We start from the raw sequence: 19,322 nt of genomic DNA on the forward strand, positions 1-19,322 counted from the left end.
CCCGCGCCCACCCCTCGCCGCGACCGGGCGGGCGCCGTGCACGGTCCGTACGCAGGCCGTTGCGGGTGGCGGCTACTGGTCGGACGGGTCGAGGTCGGTCTCCTCGAAGACCAGCAGGGTGCGGGTGCTCAGCACTCCGGGGATGGACTGGATACGGGTCAGCACCAGCTCGCGCAGGGCGCGGTTGTCGACGGTGTGGACCAGCAGCAGCACGTCGAAGTCGCCGCTGACCAGGGCGAGATGAGTGGCGCCGGGCAACTGCTCCAGCTGTTCGCGCACGCTGCGCCAGGAGTCCTGGACGATCTTGAGCGTGATGTACGCGGACGCCCCCTGCCCGGCGCGCTCGTGGTCGATGCGGGCGCTGAAGCCGCGGATCACACCGTCCGCGATGAGGCGGTTGATCCGGGTGTAGGCGTTGGCGCGGGAGACGTGCACCTCCTCCGCCACGGACCGGATCGAGGCCCGGCCGTCCTTCTGGAGCAGTCGGACGATCTCCCGGTCGACGGGATCGAGCGGCCTGGGGGCCATCTGTTCATCGGTCATGCCTTCCCACCTCCCTTCGCTGGACGTCCTGCCGACATCCCACGTCCGCCGTGGCCAAGTGTCTACAGGCGGACCGCACCTGTAGCCAGAATGCACTCCGGACCGAACAATCGGTAGGGAGAGCGCACACGCGTTCACCGTCCCGACCGCCTGTCGTGCCGGTGCCGGTGCCGGTCCGTGCACACGTACCGGTCCCGTCCCCGCACACGTACTCGTCCTGTCCCCCGACGACACCGACGCTGCCGACGACACGCATTCCGCCCCCCGACTCTTCCGATTCCCGCGGTTCCCCCGAGCTCTCCGGTTCCCGGTGACCACGATCCCCACTCGCCGGCCGTCCGACCACTCCGCCTTCCGGCGGGCCGACGGCCCGGGTGTGTGCCCACAGTGGACACCGGCGCACGCGGAGAAGCGCACAGAACCGACAGCCCGCCGCCGCACCCGCGCGGCAGGGCAGCCGAACACAGTGCGGGCCGTACGGCTGACGCCCGCCCCGCCCGACCCGGAGGTGTGCTCGACATGACGGTGCTAGAGCAGCGAGGTGCCTACCGCCCCGCACCGCCGCCCGCCTGGCAGCCCCGCAGGGACGCCGCTCCCCTGCTGCCCGACGCGAGCCCGTACCGGTTGCTGGGCACCGGTGCGGAGCTGGACCCGCGCCTGCTGCGCGAGCTGTACGAGCAGTTGGTGCGCGGACGCCGGTACAACCACCAGGCGACCGCGCTCACCAAGCAGGGACGGCTGGCGGTCTACCCCTCGTCGGTGGGCCAGGAGGCGTGCGAGGTCGCCGCGGCGCTGGCGCTGCGCGAGCAGGACTGGCTCTTTCCCAGCTACCGCGACACCCTCTCGGTGGTCGCGCGGGGCGTGGACCCGGTGCACGCGCTGACCCTGCTGCGCGGCGACTGGCACACCGGGTACGACCCGTACGAGCACCGCGTCGCGCCGCTGTCCACGCCGTTGGCGACCCAGCTGCCGCACGCCGTGGGGCTGGCGCACGCCGCCCGGATCAAGGGCGACGACGTGGTGGCGCTGGCGATGGTCGGCGACGGCGGCACGAGCGAGGGGGACTTCCACGAGGCGCTGAACTTCGCCGCCGTCTGGCAGGCCCCGGTCGTCTTCCTGGTGCAGAACAACGGCTTCGCGATCTCGGTGCCGCTGGAGAAGCAGTCCGCCGCGCCGACCCTGGCGCACAAGGCGGTCGGCTACGGGATGCCCGGCCGGCTGGTGGACGGCAACGACGCGGCGGCGGTGCACGAGGTGCTCCGGGAGGCCGTGGAGCGGGCCCGCGCGGGCGAGGGCCCCACGCTCGTCGAGGCGGTGACGTACCGCATGGAGGCGCACACCAACGCGGACGACGCCACCCGCTACCGGGCGGAGGCGGAGCTGGAGGTCTGGCGCGAACACGACCCGATCGCGCTGCTGGAGCGGGAGTTGACCGAGCGCGGCGAGCTGGACGAGGAGGGCGTGCGCCGGGCGAAGGACGCCGCCGAGGAGATGGCCGCGGATCTGCGGGAGCGGATGAACGCCGATCCGGTGCTGGACCCGATGTCCCTCTTCGCCCACGTCTACGCCGAGCAGACCACCCAACTCCGCGAGCAGGCCGAGCAGTTGAGGGCCGAACTGGCGGAGGCGGAGGCAGACGCGCAGACCACCGACGACGGACAGCACGGACAGCAGCACGACGGGCAGCACGCCGGGCAGCACGGGCAGCACGGCGGGGCCGGGCGGGGAGAGGGCCGATGAGCACGGCAGCGGCGGAACGCAGGCGCGGCACGGCGGCGGCGCGCAAACCGGCGACCATGGCCCAGGCGCTCACCCGGGCGATGCGCGACGCGATGGCCGAGGACCCGAGCGTCCATGTGCTCGGCGAGGACGTCGGCACGCTGGGCGGCGTCTTCCGGGTCACCGACGGGCTGGCCGAGGAGTTCGGCCCCCAGCGGTGCACCGACACCCCGCTGGCGGAGGCGGGCATCCTCGGCAGCGCGGTCGGCATGGCGATGTACGGGCTGCGGCCGGTCGTGGAGATGCAGTTCGACGCGTTCGCCTACCCGGCCTTCGAACAGCTCGTCTCGCACGTCTCGCGGCACCGCAACCGCACCAGGGGCACCATGCCGCTGCCGCTGACCGTGCGCATTCCCTACGGCGGCGGCATCGGCGGCGTCGAGCACCACAGCGACTCGTCCGAGGCGTACTACCTGGCGACACCGGGTCTGCACGTCTACACCCCGGCGACGGTCGAGGACGCGTACGGGATGCTGCGCGAGGCGATCGCCTCCGACGACCCCGTGGTCTTCCTGGAGCCGAAGCGTCTCTACTGGTCGCGCAGCGACTGGAATCCGGACGCCCCGAGCGCCGTACCGCCCGCCGGTCGGGCCGTCGTACGCCGTCGGGGCTCCTCGGCGACGCTGCTGACGTACGGGCCGTCCGTCCCGGTCTGTCTGGAGGCCGCCGAGGCGGCGGCCGAGGACGGGATCGAGCTGGAGGTCGTCGACCTGCGTTCGCTGGTGCCGTTCGACGACGCGACGATCTGCGAGTCGGTACGGCGCACCGGACGGGCCGTGGTGGTGCACGAGTCGACCGGTTTCGGCGGTCCCGGAGGGGAGATCGCCGCCCGTGTCACCGAACGCTGCTTCCACCATCTGGAAGCGCCGGTCCTGAGAGTGGCCGGTTTTGACATCCCGTATCCGCCACCGATGTTGGAGCGGCACCATCTGCCCGGCGTGGACCGCATCCTGGATGCCGTCGACCGGTTGCAGTGGGAGTCCCGCTGGACCGAGAGTGGAGAGCGGGCCGCTGGGCCTGGTCGAGCCGAGGGAGACGGGCGCTGATGGCCGAGGTGCGCGAGTTCAAACTGCCCGATCTGGGCGAGGGGTTGACGGAGGCGGAGATCGCCCGCTGGCTGGTGGAGGTCGGCGATGTGGTCGCCGTCGACCAGCCGGTCGTCGAGGTGGAGACCGCCAAGGCCATGGTCGAGGTGCCCTGCCCGTACGGCGGGGTGGTCACCGCGCGGTACGGCGAGGAGGGCCAGGAGATACCCGTCGGCGCACCGCTGGTGACGGTCGCCTCGTCGATCGCCGCGGGCACCGCGGCCACGGCGGGGCCGACGGGACCGACCGCCGACTCCGGCGCGGTGACCGGCGGTTCCGCCGCACCGGGCCCGGGCGCCTCCGGTCGCGACGCCTCGGCCGGCGACGCCTCGGGCCTCACCATTCCGGGCCACGCCTCCCCGGCTCCGGCGTCCGCCGGCGCGGAGGAGGGGTCGGGCAACGTGCTCGTCGGCTACGGGACCAGCACCGCACCGCGCAGACGCCGCCGCACCGCGGCCGGTTCGGCCGGCCGTGCGGGAGCCGGTTCGGCCGCCGCCGCGACCGCGCCGGCGGGCTCCGTACCCGCCCCGGTGCGTACGCCGCAGCCGGCGCCGGGCGCGCCGCACGCACCCGTGCACGGCGACGGCCCGGTACCCGTCATCTCACCGCTGGTGCGGCGGCTCGCCCGCGAGCAGCAGGTCGACCTGCGCACCGTGACGGGCACCGGCCCGGACGGGCTGATCATGCGCGCCGACGTTCTGCGCACCGCGGCCGTGCAGGCCGCCGCCGGCCGGCCGCACGGCGCGCCGTCGACCGCCGCGAGCCCGGGCACCGTCGCGACCGGAACAGGTGGTTCCGCTTCCTTCACCGGCGAGCGAGTGCCGCTCAAGGGCGTACGCGGAGCGGTCGCCGACAAGCTCTCGCGCAGCCGCCGCGAGATCCCCGACGCGACGACCTGGGTCGACGCCGACGCCACCGAACTCCTCGCCGCCCGACGGGCCATGAACGCCGTCGACGGCCCGAAGATCTCCCTGCTCGCGCTGCTCGGCCGGATCTGCGTCGCCGCACTGACGCGGTACCCCGAGCTCAACGCCTCGGTGGACGCGGACGCCCGCGAGATCGTCCGGCACGACGCCGTGCACCTCGGCTTCGCCGCGCAGACCGAACGCGGACTGGTGGTGCCGGTGGTGCGCGACGCGCACACCCTCGGCGCCGAGGGCATCACCGCCGAGATGGGCCGACTCACCGAGGCCGCCCGTGCCGGCCGCCTCGCACCGGCCCAACTCACCGGCGGCACCTTCACCTTGAACAACTACGGGGTCTTCGGGGTGGACGGCTCCACGCCGATCATCAACCACCCCGAGGCCGCGATGCTCGGCGTCGGCCGCATCGTCGAGAAGCCGTGGGTGCACCAGGGCGAGTTGGCGGTGCGTCATGTGGTGCAGCTGTCGTTCACCTTCGACCACCGCGTCTGCGACGGCGGAACGGCCGGCGGCTTCCTGCGGTACGTGGCCGACTGCGTCGAACAACCCGCCACCCTGCTGCGCACCCTGTGACCGGCGACCGGGCCGCCCCGCCGCGGCGGCCCGGCCCGCCGGGGGCGCAGGAGCCCGGTGCGGAGGGGCCCGGTGCGGAGGGGCCCTGTGCGGAGGGCGACATCCGTACGTGACGGGCTGACCGTACGCTCGGTCCGTGACCTACGACGCCCTCGTCATCGCAGGCGGACGCGCTCGTCGGCTCGGCGGGGCGGACAAGCCCGCGCTGACCGTCGGTGGACGCACCCTGCTCGATCGCACCCTGGCCGCCTGCGCGGACGCCGCCCGCACCGTGGTGGTCGGTCCGCGCAGACCGACCCACCGACCGGTGGAGTGGACCCGCGAGCGGCGGCCCGGCGCGGGCCCGCTGGCCGCGCTGGACGCGGGGCTGCGGGCCAGCACCGCGCCGACGCTGCTCGTGCTCAGCGCCGATCTGCCGTTCCTGCGGCCGGTGACGGTTGCGGCGCTGCTGCGCGGTCTGCGCACCGACGGCGTGGAGGCGGCGCTCGCCCACGACCCCGCGGACGGCCGCGACCAGCCGCTGCTGGCGGCGTACCACCGCGAACCGCTGGAGCGCGAACTCGCCCTGATCGCCGCCGAACACGGTCGGCTCGACCACCTGCCGCTGCGGCTGCTCGTGCCCGAACTGGTCGTCGCCCGCGTCCCGTTGCCCGCACACGGCGACCCGACCGGCGGTCCGCCCGACACCGCGGACTGCGACACCTGGGACGACCTGGCGGCGGCCCGTGGACACATCAGAGAGCATGGGCGGATGTTGGACGAATGGATCGCCGCGCTCAAAGCGGAACTCGACCTCGACCTCGACGTGGACCAGGCACTGCTCCTCGACCTCGCCAGGGACGCCGCCCACTCCGTCACCAGGCCGGCCGCACCGTTGACGACCTTCCTGATCGGTTACGCGGCGGCCCGCGGCGGCGGCACCACCGAGGACATCGCCCGGGCCGCCCTGCGCGCCGCAGCCCTCGCCGAACGCTGGGGCGAGGAGCAGGAGAAGAGCACGCCGAACGCGCCGCGCGGCGAAGACGGGCAGAACGAGCCGACCGACACGAGCCGGCCCAGGGCTTCGGGCAGCGCGAGCCGAACCGAGGAGCCGACCGACACGAGCCGGGCCGACGAGCCCGACGAGACCGGCGGCACGGACCGGCCGGGCAGCGCGGGCGAGCAGAACGGGACGGGAAACGGGGAGGGCGTCGCCGGCGTCCGGAGCCCCGCGCCCCAGGAGCCCCCGGACTGACCACCCGCGCCACCCCGCACACACGGGACGTCCCGCACCACCCGCCACCCGCCCGTACGCCCGCACCACCGGCTCCGCCGTCCGCACGCCCCGCGGCACCCGCACCGCTCGTACGCCCGCGCCCCGCTCGTGGGCGCCGGACCCCGTCACCGTCCGCACCGGTATCCCGGCAACGCGACAGTCAGATCGGAACGCAGCACACCATGAACCGCTTCGACTCCTCCGACGACTTCGACGACGCGCTCGCCCTCGCCAACAGCGCCACCCGGCCCCGCCCCGCCGCGTCGCGCCCCGCCTCCCGCGGTGCGCCGCCCGCCGGTACGCCCGGCAGCGCGGGCACGCCCGGCGCTGAGCCCCGTACCTCCGCGGCGGCTGCCGGCGACGGGCCGACCGCAGTGAGTTGGGCCTCCGCCAGATCCCGCGCACGGCGGGCGGCGCGCGCCGGCAGTGCGTTGACGCTGCCGCTGCACCGGGCGCTCGGCCACAGCCTGGCCGCGCCGCTGGTCGCCCGTACCGATCTGCCGGCGTTCGACACCTCGGCCATGGACGGCTGGGCCGTCGCCGGCCCGGGACCCTGGCGACTCACCGGCGGATCCGCCGGCGAGGGGCCGGGAGCGCCGGGTGTGCTGGCCGGCGACCGGGCCGCCTCGGCGTCCGCGCTGGCCGACGGGTACGCGGTCGCCATCGCCACGGGCGCCCGGGTGCCGGCGGGCGCGACGGCAGTGCTGCGCACCGAGCACGCCACCGTCGACGGCGACCGGCTCGCCCGCACCGGGCCGCGCGGCGCGGGAAGTCCGCACGTACCGGCCGACCACCGCACCGACATCCGGCCGCGCGGCCAGGAGTGCCGCACCGGCGATCTGCTGCTGCCCGCCGGCACCCGGGTCACCCCGGTGGTGCTCGGTCTCGCCGCCGCGGCCGGCCACGACGAACTGAACGTCACGCGCCGCCCCCGGGTCGAAGTCCTCGTGCTCGGCGCGGAGTTGACCCAGGACGGCGTACCGGCCCCCGGCCTGGTGCGGGACGCTCTCGGGCCGATGCTCGACCCGTGGCTGACCGCGCTCGGCGCCGAAGTGCTGGCCGTGCGCCACCTCGGCGACGACCCGGCGGCACTGGCGACGGCGGTCGACGACTCCCGCGCCGACGTCCTGCTCACCACCGGCGGTACGGCCGGCGGCCCGATGGACCACGTACGGCCGCTGCTGACGCGGATCGGCGCACGGCTGCTGGTCGACTCGGTGGCGGTGCGCCCCGGCCATCCGATGCTGCTCGCCCAACTCCCGCCCGCCACCGACCGCGACGCCGACACCGGCCGCGACGTCGACACCGGCCCCGCCACCCGCAGCGTCCCCGACGCCGTCCCCGACACCCGGCGCGCGCCTGCCGGACCGACCCCCGACAGCTCCCCGGGCCCCGACGCACCGGCCGACGGCTCGCCGAACCCCGACGCGCCCGGATCCCGCGCGCCGGGCCCCCACGCCCTGGGCTTCGACGCCCTGGGCTTCGACGCGATGGCCGTCGACGCGATGGCCGTCGACGCACCGGGTGCGGACGCACCGGGCCCGGATGCGGCGACCGTCCACGGACCCGGCCTCGACGCGCCCGGCGCCGATGCGCAGCGCCCCGTCGCGCCGGACGACGACCCTGGCGACGACGTCGCGCCGGTCCGGCACCTCGTCGGACTGCCCGGGAACCCGCTGGCCGCCGTCGCCGCGCTGCTCACCCTCGTGGAACCGCTGCTGCGCGCGCTCGGCGACCACGAGCCGGAGACCGAACCGCCCACCGCACGGCTGGCGACCCGCGTCGAGGGCCATCCCACGGACACCCGGCTGGTCCCGGTGACCGAGCGGGAGGGCCCGGGGGGAGTCCGGCCGTTGCGCCACCACGGTCCCGCTATGCTCCGAGGCGTCGCCGCCGCCGACGCGATGGCGGTGATCCCGCCCGGCGCGGCCTCGTCCGCCGGCTCGACGGTCGTGCTGCTGCGGTTGCCCGGGCGGTAAACCGCGCGGGCGCTTTCCGGCCATGGGCTGCCGGGCCCGCCCCGCCCGGACCGCGCCCCGGACGGGCCGGACCGGACCGACCGGACCGCCGAAGGTCCTCCGGCACCGGCCGACCCCGACCGGACGAACGGCACGCCGGACCCCCGGCCGGCCCGGCGCCGCACACCTCCGGCGCCACCCCCGACACTCCCAGCCCCCGACACCCGACCCCGACCCCACTCGGTTCTCCGTCTCAGGATGCGTGATGAAGCTCCCCAGCCCCCTGTCCGCCTGGTCGGCGGTGACCGCGTGGAACACCAGGCGGGCGATGGTCGCCGACGAGCACACCTTCCGGGTCCAGCTGCCCCGCCACCTCGCCGGGCCGCTGATCCAGGTGGCGAAACGGTTGCTCATGGCCCACATCGTGCTGTTCACGGCGGTCGCCATCGTCTATCTGGACCGGCACGGCTACACCGACAACGCCGACGGCAACGTCAACTTCCTGGACTCGCTCTACTACGTCACCGTCTCCCTCTCCACCACCGGTTACGGGGACATCGCACCCGTCTCGACCACCGCGCGCCTGCTGACGACCTTTCTCATCACACCGCTGCGCATCCTCTTCCTGATCATCCTCGTCGGGACTTCACTGGAAGTGCTGACCGAGCGCACCCGCCATCAGTGGCGGCTGTCCCACTGGAGTTCCCGCGTGCGTGACCACACCGTCATCGTCGGATTCGGCACCAAGGGCAGGTCGGCCGCCGAGTCGCTGCTCTCCACCGGGATGACGAAGGAGCAGATCGTCATCGTCGACCCCAACGCCAAGGTGGTCGACGCCGCCAACGCGGACGGGTTCGCCGGTGTCGTCGGCGACGCCACCCGCTCCAGCGTTCTGGAGCGCGCCCGCACCGACCGCGCCCGGCAGATCGTCATCGCCACCGAACGCGACGACACCGCCGTACTGGTGACGCTCACCGCCCGGCAGATGAACGCCGGGCTCAGCATCGTCGCCGCCGTCCGGGAGCACGAGAACGTGCCGCTGCTCAAGCAGTCCGGCGCGGATTCGGTGATCACCAGCTCCGGCGCCGCCGGCCGGATGCTCGGCCTCTCCCTCATCAGCCCCAGCGCGGGCCTGGTGATGGAGGATCTGATGCACTACGGCACCGGGCTGAGCCTCGTCGAACGCCCGGTCACCAAGGCGGAGGCGGGCCACTCGCCGCGCGAGTGCGACGCCCTGATCGTCGCCGTGATCCGCGGCCACCGCCTGCTGAACTTCGACGAACCCGAGGTGGAGACCCTCCAGTTGCTCGACCGCGTCGTCGTCATCCGCCGCAGCGGACCCGACCAGCCGCAGACCAAGGTGCGGATGGGCGACGACGACGAGGAGAGCGGCCGGTTCCGCGCCCCGCCCAAGATGCGCCCTGCCCCCCGCGACTGGCGCAACCCCCGCGACGAACTCGGCCAGTAGCGACGGCCTCCCACCTCCCGGAGCGGGCCGTGGTCACGGCGGGCGGTCGTCGGGGCCGCGACGGCGGGCGGTCGGGTCCGCGACGGCGGGCGGTCGGGTCCGCGGCGTCGCAGCCCCGCGTCAACGGGCGGCGGCTGCCCGGCAGCTCACCGTCGGCGCCAGTCGTGGCTGCCCGGCCACTGCCCCCTGCCGCCCGGGCCGCCGGCGAGACCGCCGAAGCCGCCCGACCCGCCTCCGGAACTGCCGGATCCACCGCCCGGGCCGTCCGGACCGCCCGGGCCCTCGTCACCGTCGCCGCGTTCCGCCTCGATCTCGGCCCGCTGCTCCGCCAAGTACTCCTCGGCCGCCTCCTTCTGGCGCGCGACCTCCTCGGGCGGCAGCTCCTGGTACTCCCGGCTGCCCCGGGCGACCTGCTCCCCCAGGGCCTCCGAGTAGGAGTCGATGTGCATGGCCTGGCGCAGCCCGATACGGCCGGCGAGCACCTCGTTCGCCATCTCCCGCAGCGGCGCGCTGACGTGTTCGCCTCCGGCCAACCGCTGGAGGGACTTGCGCAGCGCCCTCGCCCGCGCCTCGTCCCCGCCGGTGAGCCCGGTCAGGTCCGAGTCCCCTATCTGCTGCTCGTCTCCGCTCATGGGCCGATCTCCTCCTGCCGGTCCGACGGGGTCATACGCCGGGGTGGTCGTAGGTCTGCCCCGGGACGGGGAACTTCACCATGCCGCTGTAGAGGGTCCCGCCAACGCCCTGGACGATGCCCGAGGCGGCGTTCACCAGCTGCTGCGCGGTGGTGAGCTGCTTGGTGAGGTCACCCCACAGCTTGATGAGCCGGGCAATCTCCAGAGCGGCGAGCCCGTAGCCGACAACGGCGCCGACACCGGTCCAGGACAACGCGGTTCCGGCGGCGAGTTCGATCGCGAGCAGGACGAGTGCGTCCCCCATCGCCAGCAGCAGCGTGCGGACGAACATCGCCGCGGAGTACATACCGGTGGACAGGTTCTGGTACGCCGCGCAGAGTTCGGCGAGCGAGGACTCCAACTCGTCGAGCTTTCCGACGAGTTGCTCGAAGTAGATGAACGCGGAGTCGGCCGCGTTTCCGTTCCACGTGGCGTCCAGGCTCTTGTTTCCCGAATCGATGTTGGACGCCATGGCGTTCACACACTTCGCGAGGTTCTCCCACGCCTGCGAACATTCGAAGAACGCTTCCCAGTCGCCTGCGAACCACTCCAGAACCGCGTCGAGCGGATTCTTGTCGAATACGAGCTTGATGCCCTCGTTGATCCAGTAGGTCGGACTCACCAGGTCACTGACGGTATTGAAACCGTCGACGAAGAGTCCGCGAGAGAACTCGTCGCCCTCAAGCTTGGGTGGCTTGAGATAGTGCACGGGTTCGGAAGTGTCCGCGAAACCACTCATGTCTGCTCAAATCGATTCGTTCGGATGCTCGTGCCGCAGGCCGGTGACGCCGGCTCAGCGCTTGCTCGCGGGGTAAGTGGCGTCCACCGCCTCGGCATTGCTCTCGTCGGTGTCGCGGTAGTACTTCGCGGCCGACGACAGCTCGTTCTGGGATCCCTTGGCGATGTCCTGGACCTTCTGGAGCGCGTCCTTCACCTTCTGCACCACGTCCTGGTGAGGCGCACCGAAGGCGGATATCAACAGCCCGTCGGACACATCCGCGTTGGTGTGCTGACCGACGTACCGCTTCGCCTGTTCCGCGTCCTCCGAAACCCGTCCGAGCTGCTTCGCATAGCTCTCCAGATCTTCGTGCTCGACCTTGAAACTCACGGCGTTTCCCCCGTTCTTCGATCGTTGCAGCGGCCACCCTACGCCGCCCGTGAAACGGCCCGCCGGGTCGGCCGCCGCACCCGGACATGAATAGAGGGCACCGGGCCACCATTCCGCCGGAAACGGTGGAAACACCAGAAGAACACCGTCGGGAGCACCGGGCGGAGCGCTTCCGAACCGACCGACTACCGTTGTCGCATGAGTTCTTCCGGAGGTCCGCGCGCCCATGCGGACACGGACGGCCCGGCGCCCCGCCCCGAGGACGCGATCACCCGGCGGGCCTGGTCGGGTGCGGCCACCCTGGCCGGCCTGTTCGCCGTTCTGGGAGCCCTCAACCACAGCCGCGTCGCGCTCGACGCGACCGGACCGTGGTCGCAGCACGGCGTCGTCGTGCAGTCGTTCACCGTCGCCGTACTGGTGGCGCTCGCCGCGGTCGCCATCGTCTGGGCGGTGCGCGGCTTCCGCCACCGCGAAGTGCGATGGCTGCTGTACGCGGGTCTCGTCGACGCGACGATCTTCCTGATCGGCCACCTCCTCACCCTCTGACACCCCCGCCCGGCATAACGGGCCGGGCACAGGGGCGTATCGAGGGCGACTCGGGATGTCGGCGGAGCCGCCGGCTACGTAGGTTGGACGCATGAACAGTCAGCGCGACGACCAGCCCCACGAGCCCGACGGCAACGGCGGCAGCCGCGACGCGGCGCCGACCGAGACCCGTGGTGCGCGCCGACTGCGCGAGAGCGGCGCCCTGTTCATCATCTTCTGCGCCCTGGTGCAGCTGACGGCCTCGATCTCCAAGGTGTCCGGTGACGACAGCTCCGGGGGGCTTGTCGGCAGCCCGCAGGGAATGGCCGGCGTGGCCCTCGCGGTCGGGGCGATCACCAGCGCGATCCTCGCCTGGCGCAACCGTGTGAGCAGCTGGTTGCTGCTCGGAGCGACCCTGGTGATCGCCCATGTGGTGCTCTTCCAGGTGCTGGCCGACTGATTCGGCCGACCGGCCCTCAGCTCTCCCCGCCGCGCGCCCCGCCCGCCCCGGAGGCGTCCGTCCCGGAGGTGTCCGTCCCGGAGGTGTCCGTACCGGAGGCGTTCGCCGAGCCGTTCCCGTCGGTGTCCTGCGCGTCGTCCCCGGCCTCGCCCCGCCCACTCCGGCCGTCCGCTTCCACCCCGCCCGCGCCGGAAGCGTCCGGCCCGTACGGCCCGTACGAGCCGTCCGCGCCCGTCTCGCGGCGGGCTTCGGAGGCGGCTGCTGCGCGCAACCGGTGCTTGTGGTCGACGAGTTCGTCGGCGGTCAGCAGGGAGCGGTCGACGGCGTCGGTGCGGTAGGCGATGCGTCCCAGGATCTGCCCGGTCACGGGCGCGGTGATCAGCTGGAACGCGGCGATCAGCAGCAGCAGTCCGGTGTAGGGGCCGCTGACCATCACCGCGGCGCCCAGCAGGATGATCACCAGTCCGAGCGACTGCGCCTTCGCGGACGCCTGGAGCCGGGTGAGGGTGTCGGGGAACCGCAGCAGCCCGATCGCGCCGGAGAGGCAGAACACCGCACCGGAGAGCAGCAGTACGGCGGTGACGACGTCGGCGAGGATCTTCACCGCATGTCCTCCCGTTCCTCCACGAGGCGGCCCGCGGCGACGGATCCGCTGAAGCCGAGCAGGGCCAGTACGAGCAGCACGGGCAGCACCGTGACGTAGTTCCACACGGCCGCCGCCACCGCCGCTCCGGCGACGATCTGGGTGACCAGCACGTCCACGGCGTTGATGCGGTCCAGTACGCGCGGGCCGCGCAGCAGACGGATCAGTACGAGCAGCGCGGCCACCGCGAGGATGGTCAGCGCGATGATGGCGACGACGGTCACGAGCCCTCACTCCCGTTGCGTTTCCGGTCGCCCCCGCCGGACGACCCCGGTTCCGACTCCACACCCGCAGCGCCACCCGTACCCGCGCCGCCCGTACCTGCGCCGCCGCCCGTACCTGCGCCGCCCGCGTCGCCCGTACCCGCGCCGCCGCCCGTACCTGCGCCACCCGCGCCGCCCGCGGAGCGCCCCGGGCCGGGGGCGCGCGAGGAGCCCGCGCCCGCCCCGCCGGACGGGCCGGTGTCGCCGAAGGCACGCAGGATGGCGGCCTCGGCGGCCAGCACCTCCGAGCGCCGCTTCTCCGCCTCCTCCGCGTCCCACACCGGCAGCGAGTGCACGTACAGCACCCGTCGTTCGCGGTCGATCTCGAGCACCAGCGAACCGGGGGAGAGTCCGGTGAGCTGTACGGCGCCGCGCACCAGCCGGTCGGTGTCCATCTGGAGCGGCACCGCCACCACCGCGGACCGGGTGCGCGGTCCGTGGCGCACCGCCTCCCAGGCGACGGTCGCCCCGGAGCCGACGAGGTGGGCGGCGGTGCGGCCGGCGAGGGCGAGCAGCCGCCAGGGTTTGATCAGCACGAACCGGGTGGTCGGTACCGGGCACAGCAGCGCGACGCCGACGGCGACGATCACGCCGAACAGCAGCACCACCGCACTGACCGATCCCCAGAGCACGATCCACAGCAGCAACAGGCCGACGACCAGGACGAGTCGGCCGCGCAGCGCACCGCCGGGTCGGCCGTCCCCCTCGTTCGCGGGGACGTCCGGGGGCGGGTCGGCGCCGCCGGAGGCGGAGTGCTCGGTCTGGGTGCTCATCGCGGTGTCTCCGAGTTCATCGCGGGTACCTCCCGGATCGTCGCGCCGGCCGTGCGGCGGTACGCCACCTCGGCCGGTCGCCCGTTCATCGCTGCACCAGTGGTCGGTCCGCGCCGTTGGTGGGCGCGCCCTCCCCCGCGCCGCCGGGGCCGTCTCCGTCGCCCCCGTTCCCGTCCGTCTCCGCGCTGCCCCGTTCGCGCTCGCCGCCGGAGGAGACGCCGCTCGGATCGTCGTCGGAGGGGCCGGTGGGCGGCAGCACGGACTCCTGGTAGACGACCGGGTCGCGCAGGTCCTCGCCCGCGCGCTCGGTGACCTGGGAGAGCGGGCCCGCGGCGAGGGCAACGGCGATGCCGACCGCCACGACGCCCGCGGTGGTCGCCAGCATCGTGCGGGTGCCGCGGTCGTGCCGGGAGACCGGCGGCGGCCGGTCCGGGCCCTGTGCGAAGACGGCCCGCCAGACCCTGGCCATCGCGTAGAGCGTGAGCAGGCTGGTGACCAGCAGCGCGCCGAGCACCAGCAGCGTCGGCGCGCCGCCGGCGTCCACGCCGGCCTGGAGCAGCGCCACCTTGCCGATGAAGCCGGAGAACGGCGGCAGTCCGGCCAGGCTCATCGCGCTGACCAGGAAGAGCCCGGCCAGCAGGGTCGGCGGGGGTGGCGCGGCGGTGAGCCGTTGGAGCGCGGCCGTACCGCTCCACCCGGCGACGAGTCCGGCGATCAGGAACAGCGCGGCCTGCACGGCGATGTGGTGCACCGCGTACAGCAGCGTGCCGCTCAGCCCCTCGGCGGTGAACAGCGCGAGGCCGAACAGCATGTACCCGATGTGGCTGACCAGGACGAAGGAGAGCATGCGGTTGAGGTCCTTCTGCGCGACCGCGCCGAGCACCCCGATCAGCATCGTCGCGGTGGCCAGGCAGAGCAGCAGGGTCCAGCTCTCGTCGCGGGAGAACATCAGCGTCTGGGTGCGCACCATGGCGTAGAGGCCGACCTTGGTGAGCAGCGCGGCGAGCACCGCGGTGATCGGCGCGGGCGCCGTGGGATAGCTGTCCGGCAGCCAGAAGTGCAGCGGCACCATCGCCGCCTTGATGCCGAAGACGATGAGCAGCAGCAGGCTGAGCGCGTCCTGGACACCGCCCGCGAGCTCGGGCACCCGGATGCTGAGGTCGGCGAAGTTGACGGTGCCGGTGGCCGCGTAGACGAGCGCGACCGCGGTGAGGAAGATCAGCGACGACACCAGCGAGGTGATGGTGTACGTCATCCCGGCCTGGATGCGTTTCTCGTCCGTGCCGAGGCTGATCAGCACGTACGAGGCGGCGAGCATCACCTCGAAGGCGACGAAGAGGTTGAAGAGGTCGCCGGTGAGGAAGGCGAGCGCGACGCCGCCGACCAGCACCAGGTACGCCGGGTGGAAGGCCGGGCGGGACGACCACGCCTCGGCGCTGCCCTGGCCCACGGCGAAGAGCAGGATCGCCAGCGAGACGGTCAGCGCCATCGTCAGCATCAGCATCGCCGTGCGGTCGGCGACCAGCGAGATGCCCAGCGGGGCGGGCCAGCCGCCGATGGCGAGGACCTGGGCCCCGTCCCGGTCGGCGAGCAGCAGCAGCGCGACGGCGTCGACCAGCAGGACGAGCAACACCCCGACGCCGACGGCGCGTTGGATCGCCGAGCGGCGCCAGACGGCCACCGAGAGGCCGGCCGCGATGAGCGGCAGCATGATCGGCGCGACGAGCATCAGGGCCCTCATCGTGCGTCCCCCTTCCCGTCGTCCGTACCGTCCACCGGCGGCGGCGCACCGCCCGTACTGCCCGTACTGCCCGTACTGCCGGAGGTGCCGCCCGCGCCGCCCGTGCCGCCCGCGCCGCCGGGGGTGCCGCCGCGGCGGGGGCGGGTGCGGCGCTGTTCGGCCTCGCTGCGGGGCTCCTCGCGCATCGACAGCGAGCGCGAGGTCGGGTCCGAGGAGGCGGCAGGGCGCTGTTCGCGGTCGGCGGTGTCGGCGTCGGTGTGCTCCCGCTCCTGGTTCTCGGCGATACGGCGGTCCTCGGCGTCGTCGCGCACCTCGTCGTGGCCGTGCAGCTGCCAGGCGCGGTGGACCAGGGCGAGCAGGAAGATGGTCAGGGCGAAGGTGATGACGATCGCGGTCAGCGCCATGGCCTGCGGCAGCGGGTCGGCGTCGGCCTCGCTGCCGGCGCGCAGTTCGCCGGTGATCGGCGGTGCGCCGGGCGGTCCGGCGGCGGCGAGCAGCAGCAGGTTGGTGGCGTGGCCGAGGATCAGGAAGCCGAACAGCAGCCGCATCAGGGTGCGTTGGAGCAGCAGGAAGAAGCCGGCGGCGAAGAGTCCGCCGACCACGAGCGCGGTGGTCAGGTCCAGTACGGTCATCGTCCCGACCTCCCGCCGGTACGGCCCCGTCGCACGACGGAGAGCCTGGGTGCACGGTCGTCCTCGTGCCGGTTGTAGCGGCGGCCGTCGCGCTCGACGGCGTCGCCGCCGCCGGGGGCGTCGCCCACTCCGCGTCCGCCGCCCGGCTCCTGCGCGGGGCCGGCCGCCGAGATCAGCAGCATTCCGACGCCCGCGACCACCAGGTAGACGCCGACGTCGAAGGCGAGGCTGGTGGCGAACTCGACGTGGCCGAAGACCGGGAGCTGCCAGTCCGCCACCACCGAGGAGAGCGGCGCGCGGCCGAAGAGCAGCGGGGCGAGGCCGGCTGCTCCGGCCAGGGCCAGTCCGCTGCCGGCGACCACCCGGGCGTCCAGCGGCCCGGCGAAGGAGCGGTCGTCCCGGCCGCCCATCAGATAGCGCAGCGCGAACGCCAGCGCCGCCACCAGACCGCCCGCGAACCCGCCGCCCGGTCGCAGGTGTCCGGAGAACAGCAGGTACACCGAGAGCACCAGCACGCAGGGGAAGAGCAGCCGTACGACGATCTCCAGCATCAGGGAGCGCTTGTGCTCGGGCAGCGCCACCGCCGGCCTGCCCGGTTCGTCGCGGGAGGTCGCCCGGTGGTAGCCGAGGAGCGCCGCGGCGCCGATCGCGGCGACCATCAGCACGGAGATCTCGCCGAAGGTGTCCCCCGCGCGGAAGTCGACGATGATCGCGTTGACGACGTTGTGCGAGCCGGTCTCCTTGACGCGCCGGATCATCTCCTCGGCGACCGGTGAGGAATCGTTTCGGGCGCTGCTGATCACCAGCGACAGCAGCCCGACGAACGCCCCCGCCGTGCAGGCCAGCGCGGCCCGCAGCGCGACCGTGCGCGGCGAGGTGTGGCGCGGCCCCAGATCGGCCGGCAGACCGCGCAGCACCAGCACGATGACGATCAGCGTCAGCGTCTCGATGAGGAACTGCGCCAGCGCCAGGTCCGGTGCGCCGTGCAGCAGGAAGAGCCCCGCCACGCCGTATCCGACCGCACCGGCGAGCAGCACCGCCGTCAGCCGGTGCCGGGCGCCGACCAGTGCGGCGGCGCCCGTCAACACGATGGCGCCCAGGGGGAGTTCGATGGTGGTGTCCCACAGCGGCGGCCGGCTCAGCGGCACCTCGCCGCGGGTCGCCGCCCACAGCACCGCGCCGCCGGGCAGCACCACGAAGGTGGCCAGCAGCACGGTCAGGTACACCGGGAGCGAACCGACCTGGGTGCGACGGGTCAGCCGCACCGCGCCCGCCATCAGGCTGTCCATCCCCCGCCAGTAGACCTCCTGGGCGGTGGGCACGTCCGGCAGCCGAAGCCGCTGTCTGCGCACCAGCCGGTTGATCCGGAAGAAGAGCACACCGAGCGCGAGCGCCGCGACCGAGAGCGCCAGTACGAAGGTGAAGCCGTGCCACAGCGCGAGGTGGTACGTCTCACCGCCGGACCGCAGGGTGTCGGCGTACGGCTCGGTCAGCGCCTCGGTCAGCGGGTAGCCGACGCCGAGCGTCACGCTGCCGGCGGCGAGCACCGTGATCGGCCCCAGCAGCCACGGCTCGCGCCCGTCGGCACGCACCTGCTCGACGCCCGGCCGGTCGGCGAAGGCGCCCCACAAGTAGCGGACGCTGTACGCCACGGTCAGCACCGAGCCGAGGAAGAGCGCGGCCAGCACCCAGCCGTGGTACGCCCCGTCGAAGCCGTCCGGGTGCAGGAACGCCTCGAACGCCGCCTCGTGGCCGACGAAGCCCACCAGCGGCGGCACTCCCGACATCGAGGCGGCGGAGATCACCGCGACGGCCACCAGCCAGGGCTGCCTTCGGCCGAGCCCGCTCAGCCGGCGCATGTCGCGGGTGCCGGTCAGCTTCTCGATGGTGCCGGTGACCAGGAAGAGCGCCGATTTGAAGGTGGCGTGCGCCAGCAGGATGGTCGCACCGGCCAGCGCCGCCGTGCGGCTGCCGTGGCCCAACAGGATGATGAGCAGGCCGAGTTCGCTGATGGTGCCGTAGGCGAGCACCCGCTTCAGATCGTGCTCGCGCAGCGCCTGCCAGGCGCCGACGATCAGCGAGACCGAGCCGACGACCAGCACCAGCGCCTGCCACGGCGGCACCGCCGCGAAGCTGGGGGCGAACCGGGCGACCAGATACACACCGGCCTTGACCATCGCCGCCGCGTGCAGGAACGCGCTGACCGGGGTGGGTGCCACCATCGCCGCGGGGAGCCAGGCGTGCAGCGGCATCTGGGCCGCCTTGGTGAACGCGCCCAGCAGCACCAGGACGACGGCGATCGTGACGTACCCGCCGCCCGGCGGGTCGGCGAGCAGTTCGGAGAGGCGGTAGGTGCCCGCGGTCTCGCCGAGGAGCACGAAGCCGAGCAGCATCGCGAGGCCGCCGGCCGCGGTGGTGATCAGCGCCTGCTCGGCCGCGCGCCGGTGCTCGGTGGTGCGGCCCCGGCCGGCGATCAGCAGGAAGGAGACGATGGTCGTCAGCTCCCAGAACACGTACAGCACCAGCAGGTTGTCGGCGGTGACGAGGCCGACCATCGCGCCCGCGAAGGCGACCAGCAGCGCGGACTCCCGCCCGTGGCCCTCGGAGGTGTACCGCCCGCTGTAGATCATGACGAGGGCGCCGACGCCGCTGACGATGCCGACCAGCAGCAGCGCGAGCGCGTCCAGCCTCAGATCCACGGTGAGTTCGAGCGCCGGCGCCCAGGTCAGCTGTTCATGCACCACCCGGTCGTCGAGGACCGCGGGCGCGTGCACCACCGCCCACAGGAACGTCGCGGCCGGTACCGCCGCCGCCACCGCCCACACACCGCGTCCGTACCAACGCTCCAGAAAAGGCAGTACGGCAGCCAGCACGGCATGGGCGGCGATCAGTACGAGCACGTCACTCCTGCTGCTCTCGGCG

18 protein-coding genes are annotated in these 19,322 nt (G+C 73.5%); 8 read left to right on the forward strand and 10 right to left on the reverse strand.

Features of this window, described 5'->3' with window-relative positions:
- Positions 1-72: 72 nt before the first annotated feature.
- Positions 73-543 carry an Lrp/AsnC family transcriptional regulator gene (locus tag MTQ01_RS00385; RefSeq protein ID WP_247486279.1) on the reverse strand — a complete coding sequence of 157 codons (471 nt, stop codon included), beginning with the start codon at positions 541-543 and terminating at the stop codon, positions 73-75.
- 519 nt (positions 544-1,062) lie between these two features.
- On the opposite strand from MTQ01_RS00385, the gene pdhA reads away from it, so the two are divergent.
- From pdhA to MTQ01_RS00415, 6 genes are all read left to right on the forward strand, one after another.
- A complete protein-coding gene (gene pdhA / locus MTQ01_RS00390; protein WP_247486280.1) occupies positions 1,063-2,283 on the forward strand; it encodes a pyruvate dehydrogenase (acetyl-transferring) E1 component subunit alpha in 1,221 nt (406 codons plus the stop codon).
- Positions 2,280-3,368 (forward strand): alpha-ketoacid dehydrogenase subunit beta, encoded by a 1,089-nt coding sequence (locus tag MTQ01_RS00395; protein WP_247486281.1) that lies wholly within the window; start codon positions 2,280-2,282, stop codon positions 3,366-3,368. Before pdhA ends, MTQ01_RS00395 begins: the two co-directional genes overlap by 4 nt.
- The gene (locus tag MTQ01_RS00400) at positions 3,368-4,903 is read left to right on the forward strand and encodes a dihydrolipoamide acetyltransferase family protein (RefSeq protein WP_247486282.1); all 1,536 of its coding nucleotides are present in this window, start codon (positions 3,368-3,370) and stop codon (positions 4,901-4,903) included. Before MTQ01_RS00395 ends, MTQ01_RS00400 begins: the two co-directional genes overlap by 1 nt.
- A 136-nt stretch (positions 4,904-5,039) precedes the next feature.
- Positions 5,040-6,137, forward strand: a complete 1,098-nt coding sequence (locus MTQ01_RS00405; protein ID WP_247486283.1) for an NTP transferase domain-containing protein — start codon at positions 5,040-5,042, stop codon at positions 6,135-6,137.
- Between the two features lie 203 nt (positions 6,138-6,340).
- On the forward strand, positions 6,341-8,137 hold the full coding sequence (locus MTQ01_RS00410) for a molybdopterin molybdotransferase MoeA (RefSeq protein WP_247486284.1): 1,797 nt from the start codon (positions 6,341-6,343) through the stop codon (positions 8,135-8,137).
- A gap of 307 nt (positions 8,138-8,444) precedes the next feature.
- Positions 8,445-9,584 (forward strand): TrkA family potassium uptake protein, encoded by a 1,140-nt coding sequence (locus MTQ01_RS00415; protein WP_247487605.1) that lies wholly within the window; start codon positions 8,445-8,447, stop codon positions 9,582-9,584.
- A gap of 146 nt (positions 9,585-9,730) precedes the next feature.
- On the opposite strand, the gene MTQ01_RS00420 is transcribed toward MTQ01_RS00415, so the two are convergent.
- From MTQ01_RS00420 to MTQ01_RS25055, 3 genes are read right to left on the reverse strand one after another with little or no spacing between them, the layout of a single operon-like run.
- Positions 9,731-10,216 carry a hypothetical protein gene (locus MTQ01_RS00420; protein WP_247486285.1) on the reverse strand — a complete coding sequence of 162 codons (486 nt, stop codon included), beginning with the start codon at positions 10,214-10,216 and terminating at the stop codon, positions 9,731-9,733.
- A 31-nt stretch (positions 10,217-10,247) separates the two neighbouring features.
- A complete protein-coding gene (locus tag MTQ01_RS00425; protein ID WP_247486286.1) occupies positions 10,248-10,994 on the reverse strand; it encodes a WXG100 family type VII secretion target in 747 nt (248 codons plus the stop codon).
- Positions 10,995-11,048: 54 nt separating this feature from the next.
- Positions 11,049-11,363 (reverse strand): type VII secretion target, encoded by a 315-nt coding sequence (locus MTQ01_RS25055; protein ID WP_247486287.1) that lies wholly within the window; start codon positions 11,361-11,363, stop codon positions 11,049-11,051.
- A 198-nt stretch (positions 11,364-11,561) separates the two neighbouring features.
- Between MTQ01_RS25055 and MTQ01_RS00435 the strand changes: the two genes are divergently transcribed.
- Together MTQ01_RS00435 and MTQ01_RS00440 are read left to right on the forward strand one after the other, a co-directional pair.
- A complete protein-coding gene (locus tag MTQ01_RS00435) occupies positions 11,562-11,909 on the forward strand; it encodes a hypothetical protein (RefSeq protein WP_247486288.1) in 348 nt (115 codons plus the stop codon).
- Between the two features lie 91 nt (positions 11,910-12,000).
- Positions 12,001-12,348 (forward strand): hypothetical protein, encoded by a 348-nt coding sequence (locus tag MTQ01_RS00440; protein WP_247486289.1) that lies wholly within the window; start codon positions 12,001-12,003, stop codon positions 12,346-12,348.
- A gap of 16 nt (positions 12,349-12,364) precedes the next feature.
- On the opposite strand, the gene mnhG is transcribed toward MTQ01_RS00440, so the two are convergent.
- The 6 genes from mnhG to mbhE form a co-directional block, all read right to left on the reverse strand.
- A complete protein-coding gene (mnhG, locus tag MTQ01_RS00445; RefSeq protein ID WP_247486290.1) occupies positions 12,365-12,952 on the reverse strand; it encodes a monovalent cation/H(+) antiporter subunit G in 588 nt (195 codons plus the stop codon).
- Positions 12,949-13,215 (reverse strand): monovalent cation/H+ antiporter complex subunit F, encoded by a 267-nt coding sequence (locus MTQ01_RS00450; RefSeq protein ID WP_211043226.1) that lies wholly within the window; start codon positions 13,213-13,215, stop codon positions 12,949-12,951. Before MTQ01_RS00450 ends, mnhG begins: the two co-directional genes overlap by 4 nt.
- Positions 13,212-14,027, reverse strand: coding sequence for a Na+/H+ antiporter subunit E (locus tag MTQ01_RS00455; RefSeq protein WP_247486291.1), 816 nt, complete (start codon positions 14,025-14,027; stop codon positions 13,212-13,214). Before MTQ01_RS00455 ends, MTQ01_RS00450 begins: the two co-directional genes overlap by 4 nt.
- Positions 14,028-14,112: 85 nt before the next feature.
- Positions 14,113-15,768 carry a proton-conducting transporter membrane subunit gene (locus MTQ01_RS00460; protein ID WP_247486292.1) on the reverse strand — a complete coding sequence of 552 codons (1,656 nt, stop codon included), beginning with the start codon at positions 15,766-15,768 and terminating at the stop codon, positions 14,113-14,115.
- Entirely contained in the window at positions 15,765-16,400 is a 636-nt protein-coding gene (locus MTQ01_RS00465) for a Na(+)/H(+) antiporter subunit C (protein ID WP_247486293.1), read from the reverse strand. Before MTQ01_RS00465 ends, MTQ01_RS00460 begins: the two co-directional genes overlap by 4 nt.
- Entirely contained in the window at positions 16,397-19,300 is a 2,904-nt protein-coding gene (gene mbhE, locus MTQ01_RS00470) for a hydrogen gas-evolving membrane-bound hydrogenase subunit E (RefSeq protein WP_247486294.1), read from the reverse strand. The genes MTQ01_RS00465 and mbhE overlap by 4 nt, the downstream gene beginning before the upstream one ends.
- Positions 19,301-19,322 lie beyond the last annotated feature (22 nt).

The sequence above is a fragment of the Streptomyces sp. XM4193 genome, from assembly GCF_023072595.1.
Classification (GTDB): Bacteria; Actinomycetota; Actinomycetes; order Streptomycetales; family Streptomycetaceae; genus Streptomyces.

Bases quoted from the DNA above. Each gene is read 5' to 3' on its own strand.
- MTQ01_RS00395 (WP_247486281.1), top strand. From the start codon at position 2,280: ATGAGCACGGCAGCGGCGGAACGCAGGCGCGGCACGGCGGCGGCGCGC.
- MTQ01_RS00435 (WP_247486288.1), top strand. From the start codon at position 11,562: ATGAGTTCTTCCGGAGGTCCGCGCGCCCATGCGGACACGGACGGCCCG.
- MTQ01_RS00415 (WP_247487605.1), top strand. From the start codon at position 8,445: ATGGTCGCCGACGAGCACACCTTCCGGGTCCAGCTGCCCCGCCACCTC.
- MTQ01_RS00420 (WP_247486285.1), bottom strand. From the start codon at position 10,216: ATGAGCGGAGACGAGCAGCAGATAGGGGACTCGGACCTGACCGGGCTC.
- MTQ01_RS00465 (WP_247486293.1), bottom strand. From the start codon at position 16,400: ATGACCGTACTGGACCTGACCACCGCGCTCGTGGTCGGCGGACTCTTC.
- MTQ01_RS00455 (WP_247486291.1), bottom strand. From the start codon at position 14,027: ATGAGCACCCAGACCGAGCACTCCGCCTCCGGCGGCGCCGACCCGCCC.
- MTQ01_RS00425 (WP_247486286.1), bottom strand. From the start codon at position 10,994: ATGAGTGGTTTCGCGGACACTTCCGAACCCGTGCACTATCTCAAGCCA.
- MTQ01_RS00410 (WP_247486284.1), top strand. From the start codon at position 6,341: ATGAACCGCTTCGACTCCTCCGACGACTTCGACGACGCGCTCGCCCTC.
- MTQ01_RS00440 (WP_247486289.1), top strand. From the start codon at position 12,001: ATGAACAGTCAGCGCGACGACCAGCCCCACGAGCCCGACGGCAACGGC.
- MTQ01_RS00385 (WP_247486279.1), bottom strand. From the start codon at position 543: ATGACCGATGAACAGATGGCCCCCAGGCCGCTCGATCCCGTCGACCGG.
- MTQ01_RS00460 (WP_247486292.1), bottom strand. From the start codon at position 15,768: ATGAGGGCCCTGATGCTCGTCGCGCCGATCATGCTGCCGCTCATCGCG.
- pdhA (WP_247486280.1), top strand. From the start codon at position 1,063: ATGACGGTGCTAGAGCAGCGAGGTGCCTACCGCCCCGCACCGCCGCCC.
- MTQ01_RS00400 (WP_247486282.1), top strand. From the start codon at position 3,368: ATGGCCGAGGTGCGCGAGTTCAAACTGCCCGATCTGGGCGAGGGGTTG.